Origin of the sequence: Edaphosphingomonas laterariae, from assembly GCF_900188165.1 — a bacterium.
Lineage (GTDB): Bacteria > Pseudomonadota > Alphaproteobacteria > Sphingomonadales > Sphingomonadaceae > Sphingomonas_E > Sphingomonas_E laterariae.
Genome location: NZ_FZOS01000051.1, coordinates 1 through 17,936, shown reverse-complemented (window position 1 = coordinate 17,936; position 17,936 = coordinate 1). Strand labels below are relative to the sequence as shown.

The 17,936-nt window shown below is 65.2% G+C and carries 16 protein-coding genes; 4 read left to right on the top strand and 12 right to left on the bottom strand.

The features are described from left to right. Nucleotides 1-34 precede the first annotated feature (34 nt). On the top strand, nt 35-256 hold the full coding sequence (locus tag CHB74_RS22675; protein ID WP_281253570.1) for a universal stress protein: 222 nt from the start codon (nt 35-37) through the stop codon (nt 254-256). Nucleotides 257-666: 410 nt separating this feature from the next. Here CHB74_RS22675 and CHB74_RS20470 read toward each other — a convergent pair whose 3' ends face one another. The 3 genes from CHB74_RS20470 to CHB74_RS20460 are packed head-to-tail and all read right to left on the bottom strand — an operon-like array spanning nt 667 to nt 4,196. Next, the gene (locus CHB74_RS20470; RefSeq protein ID WP_245843114.1) at nt 667-1,728 is read right to left on the bottom strand and encodes a hypothetical protein; all 1,062 of its coding nucleotides are present in this window, start codon (nt 1,726-1,728) and stop codon (nt 667-669) included. A gap of 20 nt (nt 1,729-1,748) precedes the next feature. Beyond that, entirely contained in the window at nt 1,749-2,171 is a 423-nt protein-coding gene (locus CHB74_RS20465) for a VOC family protein (protein WP_089221343.1), read from the bottom strand. A 30-nt stretch (nt 2,172-2,201) separates the two neighbouring features. Continuing rightward, nucleotides 2,202-4,196 carry an NAD(P)/FAD-dependent oxidoreductase gene (locus CHB74_RS20460; protein ID WP_218821480.1) on the bottom strand — a complete coding sequence of 665 codons (1,995 nt, stop codon included), beginning with the start codon at nt 4,194-4,196 and terminating at the stop codon, nt 2,202-2,204. A gap of 121 nt (nt 4,197-4,317) precedes the next feature. Between CHB74_RS20460 and CHB74_RS20455 the strand changes: the two genes are divergently transcribed. The 3 genes from CHB74_RS20455 to CHB74_RS20450 all read left to right on the top strand — a co-directional run bounded on the left by CHB74_RS20455 (nt 4,318) and on the right by CHB74_RS20450 (nt 6,786). Further along, complete coding sequence (locus tag CHB74_RS20455; protein ID WP_089221341.1) at nt 4,318-4,956, top strand: TetR/AcrR family transcriptional regulator; 639 nt, start codon at nt 4,318-4,320, stop codon at nt 4,954-4,956. Between the two features lie 328 nt (nt 4,957-5,284). Next, on the top strand, nt 5,285-5,770 hold the full coding sequence (locus tag CHB74_RS22560; protein ID WP_245843113.1) for a tannase/feruloyl esterase family alpha/beta hydrolase: 486 nt from the start codon (nt 5,285-5,287) through the stop codon (nt 5,768-5,770). Between the two features lie 11 nt (nt 5,771-5,781). Next, on the top strand, nt 5,782-6,786 hold the full coding sequence (locus CHB74_RS20450; RefSeq protein ID WP_245843110.1) for a tannase/feruloyl esterase family alpha/beta hydrolase: 1,005 nt from the start codon (nt 5,782-5,784) through the stop codon (nt 6,784-6,786). Between the two features lie 100 nt (nt 6,787-6,886). Here the strand turns inward: CHB74_RS20450 and atzF are convergent, their stop codons facing one another. The 9 genes from atzF to CHB74_RS20410 form a co-directional block, all read right to left on the bottom strand. Next, on the bottom strand, nt 6,887-8,662 hold the full coding sequence (gene atzF, locus CHB74_RS20445; RefSeq protein ID WP_089221339.1) for an allophanate hydrolase: 1,776 nt from the start codon (nt 8,660-8,662) through the stop codon (nt 6,887-6,889). Continuing rightward, a complete protein-coding gene (gene uca / locus CHB74_RS20440; protein ID WP_218821479.1) occupies nt 8,659-12,279 on the bottom strand; it encodes an urea carboxylase in 3,621 nt (1,206 codons plus the stop codon). Before uca ends, atzF begins: the two co-directional genes overlap by 4 nt. Next, nucleotides 12,276-12,908 (bottom strand): urea amidolyase associated protein UAAP2, encoded by a 633-nt coding sequence (locus tag CHB74_RS20435; RefSeq protein ID WP_089221338.1) that lies wholly within the window; start codon nt 12,906-12,908, stop codon nt 12,276-12,278. The genes uca and CHB74_RS20435 overlap by 4 nt, the downstream gene beginning before the upstream one ends. A gap of 14 nt (nt 12,909-12,922) precedes the next feature. Then, nucleotides 12,923-13,732: an urea amidolyase associated protein UAAP1 gene (locus CHB74_RS20430; protein WP_089221337.1), complete on the bottom strand. Its 810-nt coding sequence runs from the start codon at nt 13,730-13,732 to the stop codon at nt 12,923-12,925. Then, nucleotides 13,729-14,544, bottom strand: a complete 816-nt coding sequence (locus CHB74_RS20425; protein ID WP_089221336.1) for an ATP-binding cassette domain-containing protein — start codon at nt 14,542-14,544, stop codon at nt 13,729-13,731. The genes CHB74_RS20430 and CHB74_RS20425 overlap by 4 nt, the downstream gene beginning before the upstream one ends. Next, nucleotides 14,541-15,359, bottom strand: a complete 819-nt coding sequence (locus CHB74_RS20420; RefSeq protein WP_089221335.1) for an ABC transporter permease — start codon at nt 15,357-15,359, stop codon at nt 14,541-14,543. The genes CHB74_RS20425 and CHB74_RS20420 overlap by 4 nt, the downstream gene beginning before the upstream one ends. Before the next feature lie 94 nt (nt 15,360-15,453). Further along, nucleotides 15,454-16,515 carry a putative urea ABC transporter substrate-binding protein gene (locus tag CHB74_RS20415; protein ID WP_089221344.1) on the bottom strand — a complete coding sequence of 354 codons (1,062 nt, stop codon included), beginning with the start codon at nt 16,513-16,515 and terminating at the stop codon, nt 15,454-15,456. 35 nt (nt 16,516-16,550) lie between these two features. Next, a complete protein-coding gene (locus tag CHB74_RS22170; protein ID WP_179220949.1) occupies nt 16,551-16,715 on the bottom strand; it encodes a hypothetical protein in 165 nt (54 codons plus the stop codon). 90 nt (nt 16,716-16,805) lie between these two features. Then, nucleotides 16,806-17,744, bottom strand: a complete 939-nt coding sequence (locus CHB74_RS20410) for a LysR family transcriptional regulator (protein WP_089221334.1) — start codon at nt 17,742-17,744, stop codon at nt 16,806-16,808. Between the last annotated feature and the right edge of the window lie 192 nt (nt 17,745-17,936).

Genomic DNA, 17,936 nt, shown 5'->3' with positions numbered 1-17,936 from the left:
CGGCGAGACTGTCACCGCTGACTGCCTTGAGGCCGTGCAGCGCTATCTCGCTGCCCACGGCCTCGATGCGCGACATCAGCATCTTCCGGCAAGCGGGCGGTCCGAGGCTTTCGTGATCGCTGAATATGCTGAGGCCGAAGGCGTGGACGTTCTCGTCGCGGGCGGGCGTGCGCAAGGGCGTTGGAAAGAGCGGATTTTCGGAGGCGTAACGCAAGACCTTCTACAGACCGACATCACATGGCTTCTAGCCAACTGAGCCAAATGTCAGCTCGAGAGCTGGTTTCCAGTCAGCTTGTAGCGCCTGCGGTCGAATACCGACGACGGGCGGCGGCGAGCGGCGGTGCAGGGCGTTTCTAGAGTAGTATGAACGGCGACACATATTCGTTATGTTTATCCGGGGCGGGGCGCCATTCTCGAACAGAACAGAGAACCGCGGCTGTGGTGTTGTCCACGCCCGTCGCAGCGCTCCGGGCGAACACGCGGGCCTCATCAGGCGGAAGCCGGGCATAGGCTTGGTGAAAGTCCCGCGCGCCCGTGGAGCAACCTGTCGCCTTTGCTCCCATGCCGATCGGAGGCCGTGCATTCGGAGCGTGCCGGAATTTGGCGTCCCGGTTCAGCACCATGCACGGCCCCACAATCGCGGCTTCCTGCCCGATGCTGGTCTTGTCAGGCGGCCTCGTCGATTGCGTCGGGCGGGATGTTGGTAGGGCCGCCAATGTCGTAAACTTGGCTCAGCAGGCCGACGAAGGCGTTGTCGTGCAACGGGTCGGTCGGCACCTCGAACGCCACACCGCGCTTCTTCATGTCGTCGATCAGCATGTTGATCGCCTTGTCGGCGCTGATGTCGTTACTGTGATCGTAGGTCTGCCGGAAATCGGCCATGTCCTTGAACAGCCGCGCACCCCAATGGACGAGGAAGCGCATTTCCTGCGCCGGCACCTTCTGGTTGACCTTGCCGAAGGTTTCGAGCTGCCAGCCGGTGGTGTCGTCGGGATCGGCGCCGAAGGTGGTCGTGATATCCATGCCCTGCGGCCTGCGCAGGCCGACCGGCCCGGCGGCCTGGCCGTGGTGGAACATCATCTCATTCTCGACCACGACCGCGCGGCCCCACATCGGCGCCTGGATCTGGAAGGGATTGCCGCTGGGGCCATCGGGCCAGCAGTTGAAGCCGCCGCCGATCCGGCCCTTATAATACCAGGCGATCACCTGCCCCTTCTTCGACCGCCATTCGTTGAACAGGCAGGATTTGGCCATGGTGAGCAACAGCCAGAGCGGCGTGTTTTCCATGGTCATGCCGCGAAAGACGGTGCCATCCAGATGCGGCGGGCCGCCGATCGGCGTCGGCCCCTGAATGTTGAACAGGAAGGTCTCCGGCTCCGCATATTGGCAGCCCCAATAATTGCGAACCAGTTCGAGGAAGCGGCTGTTGTAATAGCAATCCTCAAGCTCGGGATAGAAACAGGTGCCGCCGCGCGCGAAATAGCCGCGAAACACCGGGTTGAGGCCGATCATGTCCCAGGTGAGCGTCACGCCCTCGGGGATCTTGCCCGAAACCGTGGCGATCACCTCCTCCGGCGTCTTGAAATTTTCCGCCATGATCAGCGGCCATGAGCCATTGTCGCGCACGACCTTCAGCAACCGGGCATGCTGATCGGCCGAATAGGCATCATCGATCAGTTGCGGCGGTGCGACGGGGCGGAAATTTTCGGCCAGTTCCTTGAGCATCATAACTCTCCCGATTGTGCAGATCAGGCGTTCAGCATCTCGATAACTTCGTTGATCCGGCCTTCCGGATCGATGATGAAGGCGACCTTCAAGCCGAACTCGGCAATCTCGCGGATCGGTTCGGGCACCGTGCCGCCTGCCGCCAGCGCACGGGCGCAAGCGGCTTCGAGATCGGTGGTGATGAAGCCCTGCACGGATTCGCCGGCGGCTGGTGCATTGCCATCGACATAGGAGATCAGCGTCAGCGCGGGGCCGCCGGGGTAGCTCGCCTGATAGGTGATCTCGTCGATCTCGCGGCCGAACATCTGGTCCTGATGACGGTTATTGGGGATCAGCCCCAGCACATCTTCATAGAATTTGGCCATGGCATCGAGATCGCGGACGAAGGTCTTGGCGAAGACATAGGTCATGCCGTGGTTGCTGCCGGTCGGGCGGGGATCAGTCATGCAGGTGGTCCTCTCGAAAATTCTCTCGGTTCAGATCGTCAGCATCGGCATCGGCCGGTCGGCCGCCGGTGCGGCGCCGTCGCGCCTGATGACGGTGAAGTCGGCTTGGCGCGGGGCGCGCAGATCGTGCCAGATGCGTGAATTGTGGCGCGGAATGGCGAGGATCACCTTCTTCTGCCCGTCGGCGCCCTTGTCCCGATAATAGCCATGGGCGCTGCCACACTGGACCCAGGCGGAATTGGCGAGGTTGGTATCGACATCGTCGACGAAGGCGCGGGTGGCTTCGGGCGTGACATCGAAGGCAGAAAGCTGGTCGTCGACCATCCATTGCAGCAGTTCGACGATGTAATGGACTTGCTGCTCGCTCACGACCGCGTGATTGGCGACGAGATAGCTATAGGGCGCGCCCATGAACACGAAGTTGGGAAAGCCGTTGATCAGCATCCCTTCATAGCTGAACGGGTGCGGATCGAAGGCATCCTTCAGCGATTTTCCCCCGGTGCCGCGAATGTCGAACTGGCGGCCGAAGTGAAGCTCATAGCCGGTCGACAGCAGCAGCACGTCGCATTCCACGCGGGTGCCGTCCGACAGGATGACAGCCTGTTCGTCGGCCTCGACCAGTTCGCCACGGACGATCGAGACATTGGGCTTTTTGAGCGTGTCGTAGAAACCGCAATCGAGGATCGGGCGCTTGGCGAAGACGGGGAAGTTCGGCGTCAGCAATTCCACCATCGCCGGGTCGTCGGGGAAATGGCTGCGCACATAATGATCGCACATCATCCGCATGCCATCGTTGATCGGGCCGAAGCCGCCGGTCTTCGCGGCATGTTCCTCGTCCTTCAGCACCATGCCGTGCATATCGCCCATCTGGCTTTCCAGGCTCTGCAGCCGCTTCCAGTTCACGACGAACGGGATGCGTTCCATCGCGATCCGTTCCAGTTCGGCGACCGGCGCGTGGGCTTGGGGGTTGGGGATGATATGTTCGGGCTGCCGCTGGACGATCACCAGTTCGCTTACTCTGTCGGCAATGGCGGTCGCCACCTGCACGCCCGAGCAGCCGGTGCCGACGAGGACCACCTTCTTGCCGCTGAGGTCGACCGAATGGTCCCAGACAGCCGAATGGATCACCGGCCCCTTGAACCGATCGAGATTCTTCACGGCGGGGTAGTTGGGGTTGTTGTTGGGCCCCACCGCCATGATCAGCACATGGCATTCATGCGTTTCGGGCTTGCCGTCGCGCACCGCTTTCACGGTCCAGATTTTGCGGGCCTCGTCCCATTCCGCGCCTTCGACCCATGTGCCGAAGCGGATGCGATCGCGCAGGCCGTATTTGTCTGTTACCCGGTCGAGATAAGAGAGGAATTCCGGCCCGCGCGGATAGAATTGCGTCCATGACGCATTGGGCTCGAACGAGAAGGAGTAAACGCGGCTGGGCGTGTCGACCGCGGCGCCGGGATAGGTGTTGGTCAGCCAGTTGCCGCCCACCTTGTCCAGCGCTTCGAGCACCGTGTAGTCGAAACCCGCCTGCTGGAGTTTGACGGCGGCGTTGATCCCCATCATCCCCGCGCCGACCACGATGACCTTGAAATCGGCGGGCGGCACCTGCTTCGCCGCGCGGACGCGGGTGTCGGTGGTGAAGCCGGCATGCTGGAATGCCACCGCCATCGACATTTCCGGCAGGTCGCGGCCCAGCAACAGGCGCGACATCCGGCGGAACATCGGCATGTCGAGCTGCGGCATCACCGCAGGACGGGCCGATCGCACCGCCACGCGCAGCGCATCGCGGATGTCGCGGGCGATCGCCGGATCGACCGGCGCGCGCGCATCATGCGCATCGATGTCGCGGAACGCCTCGACAACGCTTTCCTGCCGGCCGTCCAGCGCATCCCAATAGCGATGTAGCAAGGTTCGATCGCCGCTGATCTGGATCAGCGCCATCAGGGCCAGGATCGGATCCAGCGCATCGATCGCCACGTCCAGCATGTCGCCATCGGCCCCCGTGCCTGCGGGCTTCACTCCGTGCATCCTCATTCTCCGCTTGTTGGCCGTCATTGCCCATCGAGCGATTCTTAATTACAGTTATGTGTGTAATTAATCAACCGCGCACAGCTTGCCTTCGCGGCGATCAACGGCGAACAGGACGGTTATGACCAAGCCAGATGTGAAGCGGCGGGCGGGGCGGCCCACGGCCGACGAGGCGGAGCAGAAGCGCCAGCGGCTGGTGATCACCGCGCTGGAGGAATTTGCGCGCGCCGGCTTCCATGCTGCATCGCTGCGCGACATCGCGGAGCGGGCGGAGGTCTCCAGCCGCACGCTCTACAATCATTTTCCGGACAAGTTCGCGCTGTTCGAAGCCTGCCTCGAATATTCGGGGCGCCAGATTCAGCCGGATATTCCCCGCCTCGAAGGCGATCTGCAGCGGCGGCTGACGACCTATGCGATCGAAATGCAAAGGCAGTTATTCGATCCCGTCCACCTCCAGATCGCGCGGCTGATCTATCGCGAGGGCACGGAATTTGATGGCCTCCGCCAGATCGCCCACACGCAGTTCGAACGCCACCAGGTGCAGCCCGTCGCGACGATGCTGGAGGATGAGGGCCTGCCGCCCACGACAAGCCATCATCTCGCCACCCAGTTCGTCGCCATGGCATTCGGCGAATGGCAACGCCGCCTGCTGTTCGGCGGCGGCCCGATGTCGGCCGGGGAAATGGCAGGCCACGCCGCGCTTGTCACAAGCATATTCCTGGGGGGGATCGGCGCCGCCGAGATGAACGCAGCGGGCTGACGAGAGGCGTCGAGATTGCCCCGTTCGATGGCGATTTCCTTGAGATACCTCACGTTCGACTCCGGCGTGCGTCGCCCACCCGCGCGGTTGACCGCTGCAAGTTCCAATCCGAACGGCCGCTCCAAGCGATCGCCTGGCGCGCTCGGCGGAGGGCGATGGTCAGAGCGATGCAGCGCGTCGGTACGCACTTGCACCATTAGCCCGCTCATTCGCTGTGTGAAATTAATTGATCGATGACGTTCAATTTGTAAAGTGGGCCGATGGCGAGGATGAGCCGCTTCGACCGGCAACGGCTGATGCTGGCGATCAGCAGGAAGGGGATGGGCAGGTGGCCATCTGGGCTGACGGCATGAACTATGTCCGCTCCGGTCGAGCCGGGGCGTGGGCCTTTCTGAAAGGGGCGGTCCTGGCGACGGCTTTGTTCATGGTCGGCGTGGGAACCGTGCCGGCGCGGGCTGCCGATCTTCCAGTCCCGCCGTCGACGATGACCTGCGCGTCGCTGGCCGGCAGACTTCTCGATATTGAAGGCATCCCGGCGCGTGTCGTCCGCGCCTATCAGCGATCGTCGGAAACCGGAGACCGGTGCGAGGTGCGCGGCTATGTTGCGCCACAGGTGGGCTTCATCGTCTCGATGCCCATTCGGGGCTGGACGCGACGCCTCCTCTTTCTGGGTTGTGGGGGCTTCTGTGGCTCGCTTGCGCTCAATCCGATCGGCGTTGCCGGCTGCGTGCCATTCGATCGGGGAGAGTTCCTGCTCGTATCGAGCGAGTTGGGCATGTCGCCCCCGGCGATGACGGCACATGGGCGCATGTAAACGCACAGGGCGTGCGGGACTTCGGCAGCCGCGGTGTCCATGTTGCCACGCTCGCCGCCAGGCAGCTTGCCCGGCTATTTTACGGTCGGGATCCCGAGCATAGCTATTTCAGCGGCTGTTCGGATGGCGGGCGGGAAGGCATCATGGCGGCCAGCCGCTATCCTGCGGATTTTGACGGTGTCGTCGCCGGTGCGCCGGTTGTCAGTCTGACGCTGAACAACAGCATCTATCACGCCTGGATCGTGCAAAATCTCATGCGACGGGATGGGGGCTTGCGCATGACCGACGCGCAACTCGCCCGCATTCATGCGCTGACGGTCACCCAATGCGGCCGGCGGCAAAAGGAGGCCGACGGCATCCTCAGGCGCCCCGAACTCTGCCAGCCGGACCTCGCCTCGCTCGCTTGCAAAGCCGAGCCGGTGGCAGATTGTTTGAAGGCCGAGGATATTCAGGCGGCCGAGGCGATGTACCAAGGTGTGCGCGGTGCCTATTTCGGCGTCGAGCCGGGATCGGAGCTGGGCTGGAACCGGCAGGCGGCTGCGTCGCATCGCTTTGCCACAAGCTTTCTCACGACCATGACAGGAGCCACGTTCAAAGGGGAACAAAATCCCTTTGACGCGCGCTTCGATGCCGCGTCGATCGCCAGCTATCAAGGTTTGGCGGGGGAACTTGATGCGCCGGCCGACATCAAGGCATTCGCCGAGCGCGGAGGCAAGCTCATCATCTGGCACGGCTGGGCCGATACAGGCGTGCCGCCGCGCAGTTCGCTCGATTATGTGGCGCGCTTGCGGGCGCAACTGGGCGGCTCCGCGGTCGAGCGCTTCGTGCGCTTATATATGCTTCCCGGCGTTGAGCATTGCTCTGGCGGGAACGGGCCAGACAGGTTCGACGGCCTTAGCGCCGTGATGGAATGGGTTGAGCGTGGAGTGTCGCCACGGGCCTTGCCGGCGACAAATCACAAGCCAGACAGCCCGCGCTGGACTGTTGCGCCTTATGCCGACGGCCCGGCCCGCTGAGCCACCTTCACACGCTTCGAGTTTTCGCGTTTGCGTGCCTCTAACAGTGTGACCGGCGGGGCAGTGAGCGCGGGCTGCCGCCATCCGCTGCACCGACGGGTTAGGCCGGTTGCACGGCTTCGACATAGGCCCGCCAGCCACCCAGGGCGGTAATGTCCTTCCCGCCCTCGATTGCTCGCGGCTCGGCGACGAAACCCTTGACCGACGTGCCATCGGCCAGTGTGACCGTGCCGATCGCCAGCGGTGCCGGAACCTCGGCAACGAAGCTGCCGAACGCCTCGACGTCCAGCTCATAGACCTCGACCGCTATCGCGGCGCCATCCTGGGAGTGGACCAGCGCGGGCTTGGGCGGCGTGCTGTTCGCGATCGCATAGAGCCGGTAGGTCGGCGCCGTCCTGGTGGCGGCATAGAGCCGCGCGTTGCGCGACGTGAGCTGCCAGTGGAGCGGCATGCCTTCGAGATGCGCGCCGACAACCGCGAGTTTCACCTTTTCCATCTTGTTCCCCAGATCGAGTGATGGCGCGGGCGGCAGGGCCGCCGCGTCCAGATAGGATTGGCCGGCGTCGAGCAACGCCCGATCCATCCAGGCCGGCCCGATCAGCGTGATGCCGAAGCCGGTATCATTGTCGCGAAAGCCCGCCGGCAGCGCGAGCGCGGCCATGTCGAGCAGGTTCACGAAATTGGTGTAGAGGCCGAGATGGCTGTTGAGCGCGATCGGCGCCGCCTTCATCTCGGCGATGCGGTAGATCGTCGGAGCGGTCGGCAGCGCCAGCATGTCGACATCCTGCCACAGGCGATCGGCGATGCGCGCAAGCTCCGCCAGCTTGTAGGTGCCGGTGAAAACCTCCGCGCCGCTGATGTCGCGCCCGGCTTCGAGGATGGATCGGACCACCGGGTCGATCGCGTCGGGATGATTTTCCAGAAAGTCGCCCACGGCCGCCGCCCGTTCGGCAACCCATGGGCCGCCATAGAGCAGTTGCGCGGCTTCCCGGAGCGGTGCGATGTCGATCTCGACGATCGTGGCGCCCGTTGCGGCAAGCGCCGCAATCGCGCCATCGTAAAGTTTCTGCGCGGCCGCATCCCCCAGAAAGTCGCGCTGGTCGGGACGCGGCACGCCAACCCGGCGCAGCGGCGCGGCGCGGTCCGCCAGCGCGCGCGAAAAGGCGTCGGCCGGATCGAAGCCGCCAACCACGCGATCCACTAGTTGGGCGTCCGCGATTGTCGCCGTGAACACGCTGATGCAATCGAGCGAACGACAGGCGGGAACAAGGCCGGTGGTGCTCCAGCGCCCCTTGGTGGGCTTGAGGCCGATGATGCCGTTGAACGCCGCAGGCACGCGCCCCGAACCGGCGGTGTCGGTGCCGAGCGCGAAGGCCACCAGCCCGGCGGCCACCGCGACGGCGGAGCCGGAGCTTGATCCGCCGCTGACATAAGCGCGGTTGAACACGCAGGTGGGCGCGCCATAGGGGCTTCGCGTGCCGTTGAGGCCGGTGGCGAACTGATCGAGATTGGTCTTGCCGATCGGGATGGCGCCGGCATCGATCAGCCGCTGAACAACCGTGGCCGATCGGGCGGGCGTATAGGCGAAATCCGGGCACGCCGCCGTGGTCGGCAATCCGGCAAGGTCGATATTGTCCTTGATCGCGAAGGGCACGCCGGCCAGCGGCAGCGCCTCGCCAGCGGCAATGCGGGCATCGACGGCGCGGGCGGCGGCAAGAACCTCCGCCTCGCTTACCCGTTCGATCCAGACAAAGGGCTGGACCTGGTGATAGGCGCGAATGCGGGCCAGCGCGCTTTCCGCGATCTCGACAGCGCTCATCCGGCGCTGGCCGACAGCGGCGGCGATCGTGCCGGCGTCCATTCGTGCCACGGTCATGCCGGCTCGATCGCGAGCATTGCGCCTCCGGGGCTTACCGCCTGCCGTTCCTCGACATAGATGCGGCGAACGATGCCTGCGGTGGGGCTCGTCACCTGACATTCCATCTTCATCGCCTCGATGATGGCGATGACCTCGCCGGCTTCCACCTGCTTGCCTTCGGCGGCGAGCAGCTTCCACAGGCTGCCGCCGAACGGCGCTTCGATCAGCTCGCTGCCCGGCGGCAGATCGATCGCGACAGTCTCGGTGCCGGCACCGGCCTCCTCGGTCAGCGCCGCGACGCGATCAAATTCGCCATTGCGTTCCCAGTCGGCCCGCTCGTCATCAAATGCCGCCTGCCGCCGCGCCTGGAAGGCGGCGATGCTATCGGCATTTTCGGCCATGAAGGCACGATAGTCCGACAGTCGGAACACCTCCTCCTCGATCCGGATCGAGCGGCGCCCGAGCGGGAAGTCGCGCCGCCATTCGGTCAGTTCCTCATGGCTGACGGGGAAGAAGCGGATGCGATCGAAGAAGCGCAGCAACCATGGCTTGCCATCGGTGAAGGCGTCGGTCTGCCGCCATGCGTTCCACACCTGGATCGTGCGGCCGAACAGCTGGTAGCCGCCTGGGCCCTCCATCCCATAGATGCACATATAGGCGCCGCCGATGCCGACGACGTTGGGCGGGGTCCATGTGCGGGCCGGGTTGTATTTGGTGGTGACGAGCCGATGCCGGGGATCGACCGGCGTCGCGACCGGAGCGCCCAGATAGACGTCACCCAACCCCATCACGAGATAATCGGCGTCGAAGACGATGCGCTTCACATCGTCGATGCTGTCCAGCCCGTTCACCCGCCGGATGAACTCGATATTATCCGGGCACCAGGGCGCGTCGTCGCGCACAGAGGCCATATATTTGTCGATCGTCTGATAGATCGCCGGATCCTGCCAGGAGAGCGGCAGGTGGATCACACGCGACGGAATCTCGAAATCGTCGAGCCCGCCGAGGCGATCTTCGGCGGCCGCCAATGCATCCAGCAAGTCCCGCTGCGCCAGCAGCCGGCTGTCGAAGTGGATTTGTAGCGAACGGATTCCGGGTGTGATGTCGATGACGCCGGGCAGGTCGAGCCGCTGGATCTCCAGCATCAGGGCATGGATGCGCAGGCGAAGCTCGAGATCGAGCACGATCGGCCCATATTCGACGAGAAGGTGGCGATCGCCCTGGCGCCGGTAGATCACCTCGGGCCGCGCGCCGGAAGCGGGCAATTGCAGCAGGATCGGCGATCCGATGTCCGCGAGCGGGAGCGTGGGGGCCTCGCCACTGCCGGCCAGCTTGCGCACCATATCGTCCTGCGCGCGCTCCGCCGCGACGGCAAGGTCGTCCGTTACCGGCAGGAATGTCACGCCATCACCCGGCGCAAGCTGGCCCACCTTCCACAGATCGGCCTGGATCACCACGAACGGACAGACGAAACCGCCAAGCGACGGGCCGTCGGGGCCCAGGATGATCGGCATGTCGCCGGTGAAATCGACCGCGCCGATCGCATAGGCATTGTCGTGGATGTTGGACGGGTGAAGTCCAGCCTCGCCGCCATCCTTGCGTGCCCATTGCGGCTTGGGGCCGATCAGGCGAACGCCGGTGCGGTTGGAGTTGTAATGCACCTTCCACTGCGTGGCGCGCAGCATCGCAATATCGTCGGCGGTAAAGAAATCGGGCGCGCCGTGCGGGCCGTAAAGCACGCGGATCGTCCAGTCGCGCGCGATCGCCGGCCGCACCGCCTGTTCGAGCGGCGAAGCCAACGGTTCCAATGGGGATGCTGCCGCGCCGGCGATATGCAGCGTATCGCCGGTCATCACCGCGCGGCCCGCGTGGCCGCCAAACTCGCCCAGCGTGAAGGCGCTGCGGCTGCCGAGGTAGAGCGGCGCATCCACCCCGCCGGCGAACAGGATATAGCCCCGCATGCCCGCGCCCGTGACGCGGCCGATCTTGAGCACCTGGCCGGGTGCGACATCGAAGGGCTGGTAGCGGGCGACAGGCGCGCCATCGAGCGTCGCCCCGAAATCGGCGCCGCCAAGGCAGATCCGGCTGGCCGTGTTGAACTGGAGGGTAGGGCCGGCGGCCGTCATTTCCAGCCCGGCGGCGCTTTCCGCATTGCCCAGCAAGCGGTTGCCGAGGCGGAAGGCGAGCGCGTCCATCGGGCCCGAGGGCGGCACGCCGACATCCCATAGACCCTGGCGGCCGGGATAATCCTGCACCGTCGTGGACGCACCGGCTGCGAGCACGCGAACGGTGCGCGGCACATAGCTGATCCCGGCGAGGGCACGGGTCGACACCGCGCCGCTGACGAAGGTTTCCGACCGGACGACCGTGCGCAGCCAATCCAGATTGGTTTCGATGCCGGCCAGCTGGGTCTCATCGAGCGCCGCCTGCATCGCCACCACCGCCTGTTCGCGCGTCGGCGCGGTCACGATCAGCTTGGCGAGCATGGGATCATACCAGGCGGACACCTCCGTGCCGCTTTCGACCCAGCCGTCGATGCGTGCACCTTGCGGATAGGCGACATGGATCAGGCGACCCGAACTTGGCCGATAATCCTGCGCGGGATCCTCGGCATAAAGGCGGACCTGGATCGATGCGCCTTCCGGCTTCGCCACGAAGCCGTCGAGGAAGGAGAAATCGCCGGCGGCACCGCGGATCATCCAGCCGACCAGATCGACGCCCGTCACCTGTTCGGTCACGCCATGTTCGACCTGGAGGCGCGTATTGACCTCAAGGAAGAAGAAGTCGTCGCGATCGGCATCGTACAGGAACTCGACGGTGCCCGCCGAACGATAGCATGCGCCGGCGGTCAGCCGGACGGCGCAGTCGATCAGCGCCGCGCGCGTCGCCGCAGGCAAATGCGGCGCGGGGGTTTCCTCGACAACCTTCTGGTTGCGGCGCTGGAGCGAGCAATCGCGCTCGCCAAGCGCGACGACCCGGCCTTCGCCGTCGCCGAAGATCTGCACCTCGATATGCCGCGCGCGGGCGACATAGCGTTCGAGGAAGACACCGCCATTGCCGAAATTGCCGGTGCCGAGCCGCGCGACCGTGGCAAAGCCGTCGCGGATGTCGGCTTCATTCTCGCACACCTTCATGCCGATGCCGCCGCCGCCGGCCGTGGCCTTCAGGATCACGGGGTAGCCGATGCGGTCCGCCGCCGCGATCGCGTCCGCCTCGTCGGTCAGAAGGTCGGTGCCCGGCGCCAGCGGCACACCATGGGCGGCGGCGAGTTCGCGGGCGGTGTGCTTGAGGCCGAAGGCCCGGATATTATCCGCCGTCGGGCCGATAAAGGCGATGCCGGCGGCGGCGCATGCCTCGGCAAAGGCGGTGTTTTCGGAAAGGAAGCCATAGCCGGGGTGGATCGCCTCCGCGCCGGTGGCCTGCGCCGCCGCCAGGATCGCGGCGACATCCAGATAGCTTTCCGCCGCCGGGGCCGGCCCGATGCGGACGGCTTCGTCGGCTTCGGCGACATGGCGCGAGCCGGCATCGGCATCGCTGAACACCGCGACGGAACCGACACCCATATCCTTCAGCGTGCGGATGATGCGGCAGGCGATGGCGCCGCGATTGGCGATAAGAACCTTCTTGAACATCATGCGGCCACCACCATGCGCACCGGCGTCGGGTTGAAGCCGTTGCAGGGATTGTTGATCTGCGGGCAGTTGGAAACGACGACGACGACATCCATCTCGGCGCGCACGTCGACGGTCAGGCCGGGGGCCGAAATCCCGTCGACGATACCGAGCGTGCCATCCGCCTCCACCGGCACGTTCATGAAGAAGTTGATGTTGGAAACCATGTCGCGCTTGTTGCGGCCGGCGCGGACATTGGCGTCCAGGAAGTTATCGACACAGGCATGCTGCGCCTTGGTGTGATGTCCGTAGCGCAGCGTGTTGGACTCGCAGGAACAGGCGCCGCCGATCGTGTCGTGATAATCGACCGACGTGGCGGTGATCGTCATCATCGGGCGCCCTTCATTCGACAGCAGCACCGATCCCTTGCGCAGGAAGATGTTGCGCTGGGCGGCGATCGTATCCTGGGCGCTGTAGCGTTCGGCGTCGTCGGCGGCCGAATAGATGAGGAAATCGACCGCCTGATTGCCTTCGAGGTCGATGATGCGGAGCGTTTCGCCCACTTTCACCTCGTGCATCCAGGGCGCGCGCGCCGGCACGATCTCATCATGGACGATACGGCCGGCAAGGCCATCGGTGTGGGAGCTGGTCATGGCGGGCTCTCCTGTCAGCGCCGGTAATAGTCTTCGGTGTTGAGGAAGGCGCGTTCGCCCTCCGGCGTCGCGATCCGCACGGGATCGGCCATCGCCGCCGCTTCGCCGGCCCAGGCCGTCGCGCGTAGCGGGGTGACGGTGAAGGCGGGGCGCGGATCCAGAACATGGGGGCAGTTGGCGAGGACCAGGATCAGGTCCATCTCGGCACGCAATGTCAGCGTCCGTCCCGGTGCGAAGGGGCCGATTTGGGGTTCGGTCGCGCCGTCCGCACCGATGCGGACGCCCTTGAACCAGTTGATGCAGGGGTGCACGTCCTTGCGGCCAAGGCCATATTTGGCAACGGCGAGCATGAAGCGGTCGCGCGCATTGGGGTGCCCGCCATAATTCTTGCCATCGCCATAGGCCCGCGCGTTGGATGCCTCGCTGGAGGCGCCGCAGAAGGCATCATGCGTCCCGGCTTCGTCCACGACGATGCTCATCATCACGCGCCCCATGTCGGACAGGATGAGCTTGCCGGCGCCGAGATAGCCGTTCCATTGCACCTTCAGCGTATCGGCCACGTTCAACCGTTCGACCGGGCATTCGGCGTTGAACAGCAGCATGGATGCGCAGGCATCGCCATGCAGGTCCACCAGCCGAACATGCGTGCCGCGCGCGATGCGGCGCGCTGTATAGCCGCCCGCCGCGATCACCTCTTCCCATACCACCTCGCCGGGCGCGTCGGTGGCCTTGGCGGGTATGATCGGCATGGCTTCCACCCGGGTGCCCGCCATGGCGCGGGCATGATCCCGTGCAGCCTGCGGGTTGGCGGTGCTGCTTGTCATTCTGCTTCCTCGTTCGAAAGGGAAAGGGCTGTGGCCGGGGCGATCGCCGGGCCGGGCTGGTCCGCCACCGTTCCGGCCGCATCATCGGCCTTGCGGTCGAGCGGCACGTCGTAGGTGGCGGTGGAACCGAAGCGGTGCGGCGCGTGCGGATCGTGCCGGCGCTTGTCGAAGGCGAGGACACGGGTGCTGAGCTTGAACGCTTCGCGAATGTCGTGCGTGACCATCACGATCGTCAGCCCGCGTTCCCGCCACAGGCGCGTCACCAGCGCGTGCATGTCCAGCCGGATGCCGGGATCGAGCGCGCCGAACGGCTCATCGAGCAGCAGGATGCGGGGGTGCTTGATCAGCGCCTGCGCGATGGCCAGCCGCTGCTGCATGCCGCCCGACATCTGGGCCGGATAAACATGGCGGCTATGTTCGAGGCCCACGGCTTCCAGCATCGCCTCCGCCTCGGCGATGGCGGCGCGGCGTCGGCTGCCGAACAATCGCCCGGTCACGGGGGCTTGTTCGCATTCCCGGCCGAACATCACGTTCTGCAGCGCGGTCAGGTGCGGGAAGACCGAATAACGCTGGAAGACGACGCCCCGATCGGCATCGCATTCGCGGCGGAGCGGCTTGCCGTCCAGCAGGACTTCGCCCCGCGTTGGTGCTTCCTGGCCGAGGATCAGGCGCAGGAAGGTGCTCTTGCCCGCGCCCGACGGGCCCACCACCGACACGAAGGACCGGGCCGCGATGTCGAGCGACACGCGTTCGAGCACGATCTTGTCGCCATATTCGACCCAGACGTCGTGCAGCGAGAGAAGCGCGCTCATCGGGCGCCCCCATGGGCCCACGGAAAGCCGCGGCGGCTGACGAACAGCAGGATGGCGTCGGCCGCTATCGCCAGCAGCGAGATCCAGGCGACATAAGGCAGGATGATGTCCATCGCGAGATAGCGGCGGACGAGGAAGATGCGGTAGCCCAGCCCCATATCGGATGCGACGGCTTCCGCCGCGATCAGGAACACCCAGGCCGGCCCCATCGAAAAGCGCAGCGCCTCGATCAGCTTGGGCATCAACTGGGGCAGGGCGACGCGGATGGCGAGTTGCCAGCTATTGGCGCCAAGCGTCTGCGCCTTGACGAACTGTTCCACCGGAAGGCCCGCCACATAGGCTGCCAGATCGCGGGTCATATAAGGCGCGATGCCGATCGCGATCAGCGCGATCTTGGAAGCCTCGCCAAGCCCCAGCGCGATGAACAGGATCGGCAGCACCGCGATCGGCGGGATCACCGCGATCATCGTGACGATCGGTCCCAGTGTGGCGCGCGCCAGCGGCACGATGCCCAGGATCAGGCCGAGCACGAGCGAGGTGGCCGTTGCGATCGCGAGGCCCAGGCCCAGCCGGCAGAGGCTGGCGATCGTGTCGGAGATCAGCGTGATCCGGCCGGTCGTGGGATCCACCGTCGTGGCCAACCGCAGCATCGCATCGGCCATCGCCGACAATGTGGGCAGCACCTTGTCAGCCGGGTTGGCGGCATGCCGCGCCTCGGATGCGAAGATATAGACCAGGACAAGCGCCGCGATCGGCAGAACGCCTGCCAGAATGGCTGCGCCGCGACTGGGCCTGATGTTGACGATGCGGGTCATCTGTTCAGCGTGTCTCCTGGCGCGCGGGACGCGGCTCCCCGGTCCGCCGGCGCATGATCGCGCCGGCGGTGCATTCGCAGTCCTGGCTGGGGGGTCAGAGCGTTCCTTCGGCCGCCATCTGCATGTAGCTGGGGTCGAAACGGAGCTTGATGTTCGCCTTGTCGCCGAGCGTCTTGCCGCCCGGGAAGCTGATCCCGATCGCGTCGACCGACGTGGCGGCCGGCCCGAACAGGCCCTGGGTGAAGCTGAACTGGCGGACCCGATCCGTCACGGTCACGAGATCGGGATTGAGCGCATAGGCGACGGCATCCTGCGGCTTGGCGTAGAGATAGGTCGTCCTGAGCTGGCCCTCGAAGCTCTCCGGCGTCGTGCCGGCGAGCTTGGCCATGGTGGTCCGCGCCGCCTTGGCATCAGCGTCCCCCTTGGCCATCACCGCCATCGTCTCATACCAGATGCCGGCCAGCGCCTTGCCGAGCGCGGGGTTGGCCTTCAGCGTCTCGGTGCTGACCGTCATCGCGTCGAGGATCTCGTTGGGGATCTTCGAGCTGTCGAAAACCAGTTTCGCGCCGGCCGCCTTCTCGACCTCCGAAAGCTGCGGGTTCCAGGTGACGACCGCGTTGACGCCGGGCGCGGCGAAGGCGCCGACGATATCGGCATCGCCCGTATTCACCGTCTTGATGTCGGTCAGCTTCAGGCCGGAGGTTTCAAGGCCGCGTGCCAGCAGATAGTGCGACACCGACAGTTCGACCAGATTGACCGATCGGCCCTTGATGTCGGCGAGCGACGCGCCGTTCTTGAGCACCACGCCGTCATTGCCGTTGGAATAGTCACCGATGATCAGGACGGTCGTATCCTTGCCGCCCGCCGCCGGGATGGTCAGCGCGTCCATCGTGGTCGAAACCACGCCATCGAGCTTGCCCGCGGTATATTGGTTGATCGACTCGACATAGTCGTTGACCTGCACAAGGTTGATCTTGATCCCGTATTTATCCGCCCATTTCTTCACGATGCCGGCCTGGTCGGCATAGGGCCACGGCATCCACCCGGCATAGATCGACCAGCCGATCGTGAATTCCGTCTTTGCGGCGATGGCGGCTTCGGCCGCGTCTGGTTGCGGTTTGCTGTCGCCGCAGGCGCCGAGCAACAGCACGCCCATGGCGGCGATACCGCGAAGGAGAAGCGCGCGCCGGTTCACTGGGCGCCTCCCTTGGGGGCGATGCTCAGGCCGCTGACACCGCCGGCGCGCGCGGCGGCCAGTGCGAACAGATATTGCCGGCAGGCGGCGAGACGACGGTGGAAATTGCTGGCGCCCGCACCGGCGCCTTCCGCATGGTTCGATCCCTGACCCTGATCCATCCGCTTTCCCCTTCAGTGGATGGACAAGGGATGGCGAGTCTCAAGGCATCACGGCAGATACTCATTTTCGATGGGTGGCATAGATTTTATCTATGCCCTGCCGCTCGCACGCACCCGCCGGACGATTTCGTCGTGGAAAAGCTGGGTGGCGGTGTCGCGTTGTGGCTCGGCGCGGGCGAGCAGGAAGATGTCGTAGGAAGGCTCCGCATCGCGGGGCAGCAGCGGCCATAATTTGCCCTTGGCCACCGCTTCCTCGGCAGCGAGGACGGGCAGGAAGCCCATGCCGACCCCGAGCGTCACCAGCCGCATGGCCTCATGGATGTCCTCGGCGCGCCCGTTGACGACGGAACCCAGGCCGTAACGCTGGCGCAGCCGGGTGATGATCTCCAGCTCGTCATTGCCGGTGAGGACGAAGCCCTCGTCGCGCAGCTCGCCAAGGCGCGTGATCCGGCGGCCGAACAGCGGATGCGTTCGCGCGCAATAGAGCTGCTGAACTTCCACGAACAGCGGCTCGTAGTTCAGGCTGCTGCGCACGCCGCTGTCATAGCCAATCCCGATCTCGACTTCGCCGCGCTCCAGCGCGTCGAGCACCTCCCGCCAGGATGATACCCGCAGCTCGATCTGCACACCCGGCTGGCGACGGTGAAAACTGGCGATCGCCTCGTCGAATTCGGTCGAGATGATCGACGAGATGATCTGGATGCGGACGAGGCCCTCGACGCGTTTCATCGCCTGCGCGATCTGGTGCGGCGCCATGCGCGCGGCTTCGAACATGTCTTCGCAGATCAGGAGCAGCGCGCGCCCGGCGACCGTCAATTCCACGCCCGACGCCGAACGCCTGAGAAGCTGCGCGCCGGCAAACTCCTCCAGCCGCTTCAGCGCCGCACTGATGGTGGGCTGCTGGCGGTTGAGCCTTCGCGCCGCCGCGCCGATGCCGCCGGCCCGCACGATCTCGACAAACAGGCGAAGGAGATTCCAGTCCACGCGCGCGGCGAAGTCCCGGTCGATGCGAATAGGCGTGTCGGGCAAGGATCACCGATGGCGAGGGAGATGCGATGCCGCCATGATGTTCGAGGCGAGCGGCGGATTCAAGGTTCTGGCCGAACCCGCACGAGATCCATCATCCTAGCACTACTTTGGCAGAAGTTTGGCAGGGTATCTGATGAGGCTGCATCCGCAGTGAGGGCAATTCTGCGGCGGTGAGCGAGACAAGCGGTCAAG

Excerpts from the sequence above, each read along its gene's own strand:
- CHB74_RS20465 (WP_089221343.1), bottom strand. The coding sequence starts at position 2,171 with ATGACTGATCCCCGCCCGACCGGCAGCAACCACGGCATGACCTATGTC.
- CHB74_RS20415 (WP_089221344.1), bottom strand. The coding sequence starts at position 16,515 with ATGGGCGTGCTGTTGCTCGGCGCCTGCGGCGACAGCAAACCGCAACCA.
- CHB74_RS20425 (WP_089221336.1), bottom strand. The coding sequence starts at position 14,544 with ATGAGCGCGCTTCTCTCGCTGCACGACGTCTGGGTCGAATATGGCGAC.
- uca (WP_218821479.1), bottom strand. The coding sequence starts at position 12,279 with ATGATGTTCAAGAAGGTTCTTATCGCCAATCGCGGCGCCATCGCCTGC.
- CHB74_RS20470 (WP_245843114.1), bottom strand. The coding sequence starts at position 1,728 with ATGATGCTCAAGGAACTGGCCGAAAATTTCCGCCCCGTCGCACCGCCG.
- atzF (WP_089221339.1), bottom strand. The coding sequence starts at position 8,662 with ATGACCGTGGCACGAATGGACGCCGGCACGATCGCCGCCGCTGTCGGC.
- CHB74_RS20435 (WP_089221338.1), bottom strand. The coding sequence starts at position 12,908 with ATGACCAGCTCCCACACCGATGGCCTTGCCGGCCGTATCGTCCATGAT.
- CHB74_RS20455 (WP_089221341.1), top strand. The coding sequence starts at position 4,318 with ATGACCAAGCCAGATGTGAAGCGGCGGGCGGGGCGGCCCACGGCCGAC.
- CHB74_RS20420 (WP_089221335.1), bottom strand. The coding sequence starts at position 15,359 with ATGACCCGCATCGTCAACATCAGGCCCAGTCGCGGCGCAGCCATTCTG.
- CHB74_RS22170 (WP_179220949.1), bottom strand. The coding sequence starts at position 16,715 with ATGGATCAGGGTCAGGGATCGAACCATGCGGAAGGCGCCGGTGCGGGC.
- CHB74_RS20460 (WP_218821480.1), bottom strand. The coding sequence starts at position 4,196 with ATGCACGGAGTGAAGCCCGCAGGCACGGGGGCCGATGGCGACATGCTG.
- CHB74_RS20430 (WP_089221337.1), bottom strand. The coding sequence starts at position 13,732 with ATGACAAGCAGCACCGCCAACCCGCAGGCTGCACGGGATCATGCCCGC.